This is a genomic window from Paracoccus pacificus (assembly GCF_042680785.1).
Lineage (GTDB): Bacteria > Pseudomonadota > Alphaproteobacteria > Rhodobacterales > Rhodobacteraceae > Paracoccus > Paracoccus pacificus.
The window spans coordinates 1-11,029 of record NZ_JBHUEN010000049.1 but is presented as its reverse complement, the minus strand read 5'-3'; the positions used below and the strand labels follow the sequence as shown (position 1 = coordinate 11,029).

Sequence of the window (11,029 nt, the reverse complement as noted above, 5' to 3'; positions counted from 1 at the left end):
GCTGAATACCTAAATCCAACCTGCAGACTCTCGTTATGAATGAGGGACCGGCTGGGGGCAGGTCACTCCATTTCAGGTGTGACAATGCCCGCGCGGGCATAGGCAAGCTGGGTGACCGCTTTCCCGTTCCGCGCCCGCAAGGGGCGGTGGCGGATGGGAAACTCGGGTGTTAGCCGGTCGCCTGAGGCAAAACCGTTGTCCTCGGGCTTCACATGCCGCCCCTCGTAGGACTCCACGTCCCCACGCCTCATCGTCCAACCTTCCCTCAGGCGCGGAAGGCCGCGTTCGATCGCGATTTCGGCGGCCGGATCGGTATAGGGACCCGAGGAGTCATAGACCGTCACCGGCGGCTCGCCCGCGCTTGGATGCAAGGCGATCTCGCGCATGGGCACACGGATGTCGGGGTGCAGCACGCCCGGCCTGAACACCTTGACAGAGGCGGGCAGTGGTCCGGTGGTGACCGTCAAGGTTTCTTTAGATGTCATGTCGAGGCTCCTCGCGTCGCAGCATTGGAGACCCAGCACCGACGGGAAGGAATAGAATGCCCCACTGGTCGCATGCGACCGGCAAGGCATCCGCACCGTCCCTACGCCAGCATGAACTGGATCAGGTTCGTAGGGTCACTGCGCTGCCTTGCGGCCCAGCAGTATCTCAGCCCCTTGTCGGGACACCCCTGGTGAGGACGTAAGGATGCGCAGCGGTGCCTCTATTGTCAATCGTCCTGACCAAGCCGACGCTTTGATAATCCAAACAGTTAAAGTTCCCGGTGTCGTGCCATCCTGAAACCTGCAACAGCCCCTATGAGGGTTGGCCACTTGGTATCGTACATGTCAACAATACCGCGTCGTGGCGGGTGGAGGGACTGACTGCTTCGCCCGCTAACCAGCCGTCGCTTTACGGCTGGTCAAATCACACGACGCTAGTGTTTTACGTTGACAGGTCGAACCGTTGTCAAGGAACGATCGCTTGCGCGGCCCGAACCTTCCCACAGGATCTTGCTCACTGTCCTTCGCGCCATGATGCGCGTCCAGCTCGCGCGACCTGATGCACGGGTGCCGTGCTTGGATAGCTGCGGGCCATGAAGATCGAGGGCAAGCCGCGCGTGCGGCGCGGCTCCGGTTGATCCGAAGGTCAGGCCGGGGGATCGACGCGGCCGAGGGCCGCGCTCACCCCCGCCCTGCGGTTTATCCTTTTCGTTTTTCCGCCCAACAGACCTGCCCGAGCCGGTCAATCGGCAAGCGCCGCGCCCGTGGCGCGTCGGCTCCTGCGGGGGCCGTGTCCTCGCTGCGCTGCGGGCCGCACCACCCCCCGCCTCCGCCCGATTGACAGTCTCTGTAGATTCGCAAGATGATTTGCCGCGCCACGGTGCATGAACTTCGAAAAGCACCGACAACGTGTCAGGCATTCTTGCTTCATCTGCCACGCAATCTTGCCGCTACAAGGTCGCGGCCGCTGTTCGGCTGCGGTTCATACATCTCTTTCGAGGCCCCATGTCTGTCTTTCAGTTAGCTGCTTCGGCTGGTCGTGCAGCCTGCTGACATAGAACAGGCACCGTCTTGGCATTGAGGAGGATGCTAAGCGTCTCGGCTTCCGGGGAACCGTCCTCCATCTTTACAGGATGGACGGCCAAAATTGGCTTCTCCAAATCTACGCCCTTGATAGAAACTTCACAAAGTTGACCCGAAGCCAGTTCATCGAGAACCGTGCTTTTCATCACCAACGATACGCCTAGTCCCGCTCTGACCGCACGCTTCACCCCTTCAGTGCTTCCGGTTGTGTGGCTGATCGATAGCTGATCTGCTTTTTGACCGAAGGCACGGCGGAGAATAGTGCCCGTCCCGGTTCCACGCTCGCCTCCGATCAGCGACTCCGTGAAAAGTTCAGACGAGTATATCGAACCCTTGCTTGCCCACCGGTGATCCGGGGAAACAATCAAAATGAGCTTCTCGGTGCGCCACAGGCTGGCCTCGTATCCATTCCGGCCGTCCCACCACTCCATGAAAGCAAGATCAACTTCCTTTCTCTGGAGTTTTTCTAAGATCTCCAGGTTGGAGGCGATTACCAAGTTGGCAGAGCGCCCTTTGGCACCATGCAGGCGCTTCAGATGCTCCGGCATGAGGTAGATACCGATGTTGCTGCTCGCACCCAGTTGAATTTGTTCCATGTGCAAGCGGTCAAAGGCACGTGCAGAAACCGTCAGCAGGCTCTTGGCAAATGGCAAGAATATGGCTCCGTGCCGCGTCGGAACACAGCGATCGTTCCCTCTATCTACCAGTTGCACCCCTAGGATATCCTCAAGGCGCCTGACGCTGTTCGAAACCGTAGGCTGCGAGATTTGCAGCCGTCGCGATGCCGCACGAAAATTTCCCGTCTCGATGACTTCAACGAAGGCAGCGACATGAGACAGATGATACATGCAGGATACCTTGTTAGAGAACAGACGCGGGCTCATTGATAGCGGCTCGCGGTCTGCGGCCTTCAAGAAGATCAATGATGTTGTCAGCCGCCTCATGCTCGATCGCAAGGCGAGTCTTGGTAACCGCCGAGCCGATATGGGGTGTCAGCAAGGTGTCCGTGCGACGCTGCACCAAGCCAGGATGGACAGCTTCAGGTCGATCCGGCCGCGCCCAGTCCTCCATCTCGTAGACATCTGCGGCGTAACCCGCCAGATGTCCCGCCTCCAGCGCAGCCACCACGGCCCCTTCGTCCACAACGCTCCCACGTGATGGATTGATCAGAAGCGTCCCCTTCCGCATCTTCGCAACTTCCAGTGCGCCGAGCAGATGCTGCGTGTCGTTGGCGAGCGGAAGGGCACACACTACGAAATCCGAAGTGGAAAGAAGCCGTTCGAAATCCGTGAACGTAACCTTGAGCCTTTCTTCATCATCAGAACCGAGCTCGCGCCTGTCCCAATAGCTCGCTTGCGTTCCAAAGCCCGTGAGCCGTTCAGCAATGGACTTGCCGATCGCTCCCATGCCTAAGATGCCAACCGCTGCGCCCTTCAGGCCCACGCCGTAGAAACGCGGTCTCCACCCCTTGTAGCCAATTCTGACAGCTTCATCCCCCGGCAGGATGTGCCGCCCCAAGCCAATCATCAAGCCGATGGTCAGTTCTGCGGTCGGATCAGTCAGAAGATCGGACACGATGGAGACATGGACCCCTCGTGCCGTGCAGGCAGCAACATCAAAGTTGTCGAAACCCTTCAACGCGCAAGCTACAAGCCGCAGGCTAGGAGCGTGGCTCAGAACCGTAGCGTCGATCCGATCCGGCATGAAAGCCATCATCGCAGTCGCATCACTGAGTTCTGCCAAAAGCCTGTCATGCGCCCAAGTATCGTCCGACTCGTTGACGCTGACGCGGGCATAAGGCGCCAGCTTGGTCAGGATCTCGTCATGGACTTTGTGCGTGATAACGATCTTGGGCAACATGTCGCGCTCCCTGTTGTTGTTTTATTGAAGTTGGCGGCGAAGAAGAGCGCCGACCTGATCGACCACGGTGACCATCAGAAGAACGACCAGCATGATGGCAAGAACCTCCTGATAATTCATAATCCGAAGAGAGGTCATCAGCTCAAAGCCGATGCCGCCGGCTCCGACCGTGCCAAGGATGGTGGAGGCGCGGAAGTTATACTCCCAACGGTAGATCGTGACATCGGCCAGTTGAGGCAGGACTTGCGGCAGGATTGCGCGCGTGACGATCTGGAAGGGTGAAGCACCGGCGGCCCGCGCCGCCTCGATTGGCGCATTGTCACAATGCTCGATGGCTTCTGCAAAGAACTTTCCGACCATGCCAACGGAGTGAAGGCCTAGAGCAAGAACGCCGGGCAGAGCCCCGAAGCCTACCGCTGCAACGAAAACGATACCCATGATCAACTCAGGGATCGAGCGCAGGCCGTTCAGCAGGCCGCGGGCGATCATGTAGATAACGCGGTTTGGCGCTGTTTTTCGCGAAGCGCAAAAGCCAACGGGAAGCGAAATCAGAACCGCGATTGCCGTCCCGGCGATGCTCATGGCAAGAGTATCAACCAAGGGGCCGATCCACTCCATCCCACGGCTGAAATCGGGCGGAACCATTTCACTTCCCAACTGCCAAAGCGAAGGAAGGCCGGAACCAAGCCGCTCCAGATCAAGCAAGCCGGAGTGGTAGCTGCTGACAATGATGACGCCAGCGATGATCACCGCGATCACGGCAGCGCGCTTCCAAGCTCTACTTTGGCGCTGAAGGATGCTGTCGAAACTTTGGGAAAGCGCTGTCATTGACGTGCTCCTGAAAAGTGAGGCGCAGACTTCGCCTGCGCCCGCAATGAATGGCGGTTGATATGTCTTATTTGCTGAGGTCGAGGTTCAGCATCTTACCGAGATCCCGCACGACATCGTAAGCCTTGTCGTTGATCGGCGCGAAACCATCTGCCTTGAACGTCGCCAGCACTTCCTCATCGTTCAGGTTGATGAACGCGTCGGTGATGGCTTGCTTCAGGTTCGGATCGAGGTCAGAGCGCATCGTCCAAGGATACTGCGGAAACGGATCGGACTCTTCGAGCACAACAACTTTCGCGGGGTCGATCGTGCCGCGAGCAACCATAGCGTTGAAGATGGGCAGCGAAAGACCACCAACCTGGGCATTGCCGTTTTGCACCGCCAGCGCCACGGCATCATGGGAGCCGACGTAGTTCTCACTGTAATCCGTCTCTGCTTCTAGACCCGCTTTAAGCAGCATGGATTTCGGGATCAGGTGGCTGGAAGTAGATGCCACGTCACCCCATGCCACATCGTGGCCGGCAGCATCCGCAATAGTCTCAATGCCGGCTTCAGCGTTGCCGATGACAACGGCGCGGTAAGTTGTCTCGCCGTCTTTCATCAGTGCCGCAAAGGGTTCGATCTCGGCCTTCGTCTTGGCCAACGTGTAGGAAAGCGGACCGAAATATGCGAGTTCAAGCCGACCGAACCGCATCGCCTCGATCATCGAGGAGTAGTCGGTGGTCACGATCAGCTCGATGTCGCGGTCAAGAGTTTCTTCAAGATACTCTTCCAGCGGACGATTGTTTTTGATCACTGTGGCGGCGTTCTCGTCGGGCAACAGCGCCACGCGCAGAGTTTCTGGATTTGCCTCCGCATGCACTGCGGAGCCGCAGCCGAGAGCAGCGAGAACGACAACGGGGAGCAACTTCTTCATAGGGCGGCCTCCATGGCAGCAACAGGTTGTGGTTGGGAGTGGGATGAATGGTGATGCGCTTGCTGCGAACTCCGGCCTGAAGCTTCGCTGCGGTAGATCGAGGCGCACATCTGATCTGTCAGTTCATCAACGGACGCATCTGCGACTACAGAGCCATCACGCATGGCGATGACCCGATCACCAAAGCGCCTCGCCAAGTCGATCTGGTGCAGGCTGATGACAGCCGTTATGCCATCCGTCGTGCAAATGTGGCGGAGTTGCGAAAGGACTTCGACGGCTGTTTCCGGATCGAGGCTGGCCACAGGTTCGTCAGCCAGTATCAATCGGGGCTGCTGAACCAGAGCACGGGCGATGCCGACACGTTGCTGTTGGCCGCCCGACAACTGGTCAGCCCTCACCAAGGCTTTGTCGAGTAAGCCAACCCGAGCAAGACATTCCAGCCCAAGTTGCCGGTCAGAACGCGGAAGAGGAAAGAGGGTTCGAAAGGATGAGTGATAGCCCAAGCGACCGGTCATCACATTATCAAGCGCGCTCAAGCGCCCGATGAGCTGGTGCTGCTGGAAAATCATCCCGGTGCGCCTGCGGTGCACTCGGAGCGCCCGCTCTCCGTCCAGAGATCCAACGCCATCAGCGATAATCGAACCGGACGTAGGAGCAACTAAGCCGTTAAGGGTGCGGATGAGTGTGGATTTACCCGCGCCAGAGCGGCCCAAAAGGACGACAAACTGCCCCTGCGCGAGCTTCAGCGAGGTCGGTTTTAGAGCTTGTGTGCCATTCCCATAGGTCACGGCAACCCTGTTCAAAGCCAACATGATGATGCATCTTTCTAATCGTTCTGCGGTCGCGATAGGATGGGTCGATCACTAGGCGCGCAATATGACGACTACTTTTCAGGTGGATGACATAATCATGATAATGCACATCGATGCTTATGCTGCACTCTACCTAAAATCCTTGGAAGCGGACGCGGTGATCGCGGTTATGGCCGCGATCGCTGATCGGAAGGACAGCCGCGCCTCCGCTCCGCTCTGGCACGTCCGACACCTTTCCGTTTGCTAGGTCCGCCTGCCATCCGGCCGGCGCTCTGAACACGGGCTCTGGTGCCGCTGCGCGTCAGCCTCCACGGAGAAATCCGGTTCCTCCCGCGCCAGGGCGCGGGCCCCTCCCAATTTCACCGCTCCGGCCCCGTGTGTCAGATCACCGTCCGGCCGCAGGTCGGGCTGCGCCCACCCTGCTTTGCCCTTCGGATGACATGAGGTCATCCAAAGTGAAAAGCACGGATGGCTTCGCCACTCGGCGGATCAGAAGTAACCGTCCGGCGTGACCGCTATCCGTTCCAGCGCCACGGCATCAGGTCATCGACCTTGGTGATCTTGTAGTCGGGAATGCGGGCGAGAGTGTCAGCGAGCCAGGCGTGGGGATCGACGGCGTTGAGCTTGGCCGTTTCGATCAGGGTGTAGGCGATGGCAGCGGCGTTGCCGCCCGCCTCGGAGCCGACGAAGAGGTAGTTCTTCCGCCCGAGGGCGATGGCGCGCATGCCGCGTTCGGCGGTGTTGTTGTCCAACTCCAGGATGCCGTGGTCGAGGTAGGGGCGCCGGCGGTCCATTCGGGTCAGGGCATAGCGGATGGCGGCCGCGAGCGGGGATTTGCCCGAGATTTCCGTCAGTCTCATGGCCAGCCATCGCTGCAGATCGTCGAAGACCGGGGCGGCGTGAGCTTTGCGGAGTTCCGTGCGGCGGTCTGGCGGCGACCCTCGGGCTTCTTTCTCGACGGCGTAGAGCTGTGCGATCCGGCCGATGGCCTCTCCGGCGATCGGGGAGCCCTGCGACCGATGGATATCGACGAACTTTCGCCGGACATGGGCCATGCAGGCGACCTCGCGGATGGTGCCGGAGCGGTAGAGATCCTCGAACCCGGCATAACCGTCGGCGTGCATCCAGCCGCGGAAGCGGGCGAGGTGGTCCTTGGGATGCTGGCCCTTGCGGTCACCGGAGAAGCGATACCATGCCGCCGGTGGGGCCTGCCCGCCCCAAGGGCGTTCGTCGCGCGCATAGGTCCAGAGCCGGGCGGTCTGGGTCTTGCCGGTGCCGGGCGCCAGCATGCTGATCGGCGTGTCGTCGGCGAAGATCGCCTCGGCTGAGAAGACATGGCGCCCGATGGCGTCGGCCAGCGGCTCCAACAGGGCCGTGCTCTTGCCCACCCAGTCGGCCAGGGTGGACCGGTCCAGGTCGAGACCTTCGCGCTCGAAGATCTGGCTCTGGCGGTAGAGCGGAAGGTGGTCGGCATACTTGCTCACCAAGACATGGGCGAGGAGGCCCGGCCCCGGGCGACCGCGCTCGATCGGGCGCGAGGGCAGTGGGGACTGCACGAAGCGTTCACAGCACGAGCAGGTCAGCCGAGGGCGGACAAGCCGGTTCACGATGAACCGCCCGGGAACGTATTCCAGCTCTTCCGTCACATCTTCCCCGATCCGGCGCAGGCGCCCGCCGCAATCGGCACAGGCATCTGTGCTCGGTGTCAGCTCCACCTCCATTCGCGGGATGTGGTCCGGGATCGGACGACGCTTGGGTTTGTCCTTCTCCTCGATGTCCGGCAGCTTCATCCGCGCGGTCATCGCGGCGGCGGCGATCTCGCTGGTCTCAAGGGCCAGCTGCAACTGTTCCGCCGTCTCGGACGACGCACCAAACCGGTGCGCCCGGTGCCCGGCCAGCTGATGCCGGAGCTTCTCGATCAGGATCGCCTGGGCCTTCACCTCGGCCAGAAGCCGCGCGGTGAAGCTGCGCAGCTCCTCGGGGTCTTCCGGCAATGTCAGGGCCTGGGTGAGCATGCGGAAAGTTTATCCCACTGTATTACTTGTGGGAATCACTGATTGCAGGCGCCGTGGACTATCCCGCCGCCAGAGGCCGCCACGTCCGTTCCGGTGCCCGCCAGTCGATGCCTTCCAGCAGCATCGACAGTTGCGCAGGCGACAAAGCCACCTTGCCCTCCTTGGCCGAGGGCCAGACGAACCGACCCTTCTCCAGCCGCTTCATGAACATGCACGCGCCTTGGCCATCCCACCAGATCACCTTCACCAGATCGCCCCGACGGCCACGGAAGACGAACAGATGCCCGGCGAACGGGTCCTGCTTCAGCACCGCCTCGGCCTGCGCCGCCAGTGCCGTGAACCCCTTGCGCATGTCGGTGGCGCCCGCCGCCAGCCAGACCCGCGTGTTCGCCGGAACCGGGATCACGCCGTCACGCCCCGGATCAGCCGCGCCAGAGCCTCGGGATCATAGCTCCCGCTGATGCGCATCCGGTGCCCGCCCGCCAATTCGATCTCGATGTGGTTGTGGGCGGCAGGTGTTGCCCGGGCAGACCTGGTCTCCGCGACAATCTCCACAGGCAGAAAGCGCGCCTCCTCTGACGGGGGAAGAGCCGAGGCGGGGTCCGGCGCGTAACGGCGATCGCGCAGCCACTTGAAGATCAAGTTCGCATTCACCGCGTAGCGCCGCGCCACCTGGGCGACCGATACCCCCGGCGCCGCCGTCTGGAAGCAGATCGACCGCTTCTCCTCATCCGTCCAAAGCCGCTTCGTCCGACGCGCCACGTCATCACCACAGTGTCCACTATCAATGGTGGACACTATCCCGCACTCTCACACCGCGGCAGAGCGGTTAGACCGGACGGTTACGATGAAAGAGCTGAAGATCAAGCTCATGGAGCGGATGCTGGGCGCCGAGCTGACCGCGCATCTGGGCTATGAAGAGGGCAAGGAGGTTCCACCGGGACAGGGCAACCGCCGGAACGGCACCTCGACCAAGGTGCTGAAGGGACAGGACGGAGAGATGCCGGTGGCGGTGCCCCGCGACCGCGACAGCAGCTTCGAGCCCGAACTGGTGAAGAAGGGCCAGACCCGGATCGACGGGATGGACGACAAGATCATCGGGCTCTATGCCGCCGGGCTGACGGTGCGGGATATCCAGGCCCATCTGCTCGATCTCTACGGCCTGAAGGTCTCGCCCGACCTGATCAGCCGCGTGACCGACGCCGTTCTGGACGAGGTCCGGGAATGGCAGAGCCGGGCGCTGGAACGAATGTATCCGATCGTGATCTTCGACGCGCTACGGGTGAAGATCCGCGATGCCGACAGCCGGACGGTGAAGAACAAGGCCGTGTATGTCGCCTTGGGCGTTACCCGCGATGGCCAGCGCGAGGTTCTTGGCCTCTGGATCGCCGAAAATGAAGGCGCCAAATTCTGGCTTTCGGTGATGAACGAGCTGAAGAACCGCGGCACCCAGGACATTCTGATCGCGGTCGTGGACGGTCTGAAGGGCTTCCCCGAGGCCATCACCGCCGCCTTCCCGGAGGCCATGGTCCAGACCTGCATCGTGCATCTGGTGCGCCACAGCCTGAACTTCTGTTCCTGGAAGGACCGGAAGGTGGTGGCTGCCGACCTGCGCCGGATTTACAGCGCCCCGACCGTCGATATGGCCGAGGCCGAGCTCGATGCCTTCGAGGAAAAATGGGCCGGGAAATACGCCTCCATCGCCCCGGCCTGGCGCCGGGCATGGCAGGAGGTGATCCCGTTCTTTGGTTTCGATCCCGCGATCCGCAAGATCATCTACACCACGAATGCCATAGAAAGTCTGAACCGCGTCATCCGGAAGTCCATCAAGACACGGGGCTCGTTCCCGACCGACGAGGCCGCGACCAAGCTGATCTACCTCGCAATCCGCAAATTCGAAAAGGATGGCCGAAATGTCCGGGAATGGTTTGCCGCCCGCAATCAGTTCGCCATAATGTTCGGCGAGCGCTTCGACGCTTGAGTATCCCAAACCGCATGGGCCGGCCCGGATACACAAAGTTCAGGACACTCCCGACGCCAGCCGAGCGACCCAGGAATACCTCGCCACGCTCGATGACGCCGCTTTCGGTGCGGCCACGCCTGTCAAGCCGAAGGCAATCTCGCCCACTGATCCCGCCGCACGGTTCACCGGAGCCAACGGGGACAGACCCTTCTTCGCCTATAGTACCAACTACCTTGTCGATCTGGACAACGCGATCATCGTCGACGTCGAGGCCACCGTTCCGATCCGGCAGGCCGAAGTCGGTGCCGTGCGAAACATGCTGACGCGAACCAGAGACCGCTTCGATCTGCACCCCGAAAGGCTGGCCGCGGATACCGCCTACGGCACCGCCGAGATGCTCGGCTGGCTCGTCGACGACCAGAAGATCGAACCGCATATCCCGGTCTTCGACAAATCCGAACGCAAGGACGGCGCGTATCCGGCCACCGACTTCGCCTACGATGAAGAGGCAGACGAATACCGCTGCCCCGGAGGACACGCGCTGAAGCCCTACTGGCGGGATATTTCGAAGGGACGACCGGAATTCGGGAAGGACGGCTGCAAGAAGTACTACGCCCGGAAACAGGATTGCGCCGCCTGCGCGCTGAAGCCGCACTGCACACCCAACCAGGCCACGCGAAAGATCTCCCGGTCGCGCTACGAGCACGCGCGCCAGAAAGCCCGGGAGATCGCCAAGACCGATGCCTATGTCGCTTCGGGATACGCCCGGAAGAAAGTCGAGATGCTCTTCGCTCACCTGAAGCGCATTCTCGGCCTCGACCGCCTTCGCCTCAGGGGACCAAATGGCGCCAAAGACGAGTTCCACATAGCCGCAACCGTCCAGAACCTCCGCAAACTCGCCAAGCTGAGGAAGTCAGTGGCCTGAGAAGTCGGCAGGACCGCCATGGCGATCCAGTCGGGCGGAAAACTGAGGCGAGTTTTTCAACAACATCCGGACTTTTCTGCCGTTCGTAGGAGCCATACAGTCGGAGTAGGATCGTGGACAACGGCTGTTACTAAGGCCGTCT

The 11,029-nt window shown here is 61.0% G+C and carries 9 protein-coding genes, 2 pseudogenes and 1 riboswitch; of the genes and pseudogenes, 2 read left to right on the top strand and 9 right to left on the bottom strand.

Features of this window, described 5'->3' with window-relative positions; all coding sequences use genetic code 11:
- Nucleotides 1-65: 65 nt before the first annotated feature.
- From ACFSCT_RS17045 to tnpA, 9 genes and pseudogenes are all read right to left on the bottom strand, one after another.
- Nucleotides 66-485, bottom strand: a pseudogene (locus tag ACFSCT_RS17045) (phosphomethylpyrimidine synthase ThiC); the annotation flags it as partial.
- 80 nt (nucleotides 486-565) lie between these two features.
- A riboswitch (TPP riboswitch) is annotated at nucleotides 566-685 on the bottom strand.
- A gap of 816 nt (nucleotides 686-1,501) precedes the next feature.
- Nucleotides 1,502-2,416, bottom strand: coding sequence for a LysR family transcriptional regulator (locus ACFSCT_RS17040; RefSeq protein ID WP_081969498.1), 915 nt, complete (start codon nucleotides 2,414-2,416; stop codon nucleotides 1,502-1,504).
- A 13-nt stretch (nucleotides 2,417-2,429) separates the two neighbouring features.
- Nucleotides 2,430-3,428 carry a phosphonate dehydrogenase gene (locus tag ACFSCT_RS17035; protein WP_043133108.1) on the bottom strand — a complete coding sequence of 333 codons (999 nt, stop codon included), beginning with the start codon at nucleotides 3,426-3,428 and terminating at the stop codon, nucleotides 2,430-2,432.
- 21 nt (nucleotides 3,429-3,449) lie between these two features.
- Nucleotides 3,450-4,256 carry a phosphonate ABC transporter, permease protein PhnE gene (phnE, locus tag ACFSCT_RS17030; protein WP_036744163.1) on the bottom strand — a complete coding sequence of 269 codons (807 nt, stop codon included), beginning with the start codon at nucleotides 4,254-4,256 and terminating at the stop codon, nucleotides 3,450-3,452.
- A gap of 67 nt (nucleotides 4,257-4,323) precedes the next feature.
- Nucleotides 4,324-5,172, bottom strand: a complete 849-nt coding sequence (gene phnD, locus ACFSCT_RS17025) for a phosphate/phosphite/phosphonate ABC transporter substrate-binding protein (protein ID WP_379144790.1) — start codon at nucleotides 5,170-5,172, stop codon at nucleotides 4,324-4,326.
- Nucleotides 5,169-5,984, bottom strand: a complete 816-nt coding sequence (phnC, locus tag ACFSCT_RS17020) for a phosphonate ABC transporter ATP-binding protein (protein ID WP_081969499.1) — start codon at nucleotides 5,982-5,984, stop codon at nucleotides 5,169-5,171. Before phnC ends, phnD begins: the two co-directional genes overlap by 4 nt.
- A gap of 515 nt (nucleotides 5,985-6,499) precedes the next feature.
- On the bottom strand, nucleotides 6,500-7,999 hold the full coding sequence (gene tnpC, locus ACFSCT_RS17015; RefSeq protein ID WP_379144787.1) for an IS66 family transposase: 1,500 nt from the start codon (nucleotides 7,997-7,999) through the stop codon (nucleotides 6,500-6,502).
- Between the two features lie 58 nt (nucleotides 8,000-8,057).
- Nucleotides 8,058-8,405 carry an IS66 family insertion sequence element accessory protein TnpB gene (gene tnpB, locus ACFSCT_RS17010; protein ID WP_035746778.1) on the bottom strand — a complete coding sequence of 116 codons (348 nt, stop codon included), beginning with the start codon at nucleotides 8,403-8,405 and terminating at the stop codon, nucleotides 8,058-8,060.
- Complete coding sequence (tnpA, locus tag ACFSCT_RS17005; protein ID WP_080620470.1) at nucleotides 8,402-8,797, bottom strand: IS66-like element accessory protein TnpA; 396 nt, start codon at nucleotides 8,795-8,797, stop codon at nucleotides 8,402-8,404. Before tnpA ends, tnpB begins: the two co-directional genes overlap by 4 nt.
- On the opposite strand from tnpA, the gene ACFSCT_RS17000 reads away from it, so the two are divergent.
- Nucleotides 8,787-9,980 (top strand): IS256 family transposase, encoded by a 1,194-nt coding sequence (locus ACFSCT_RS17000; RefSeq protein WP_379144784.1) that lies wholly within the window; start codon nucleotides 8,787-8,789, stop codon nucleotides 9,978-9,980. The two genes, tnpA and ACFSCT_RS17000, sit on opposite strands and share 11 nt — an antisense overlap.
- A gap of 55 nt (nucleotides 9,981-10,035) precedes the next feature.
- Nucleotides 10,036-10,887: pseudogene (locus tag ACFSCT_RS16995) on the top strand (transposase); the annotation flags it as partial.
- Nucleotides 10,888-11,029: the final 142 nt, after the last annotated feature.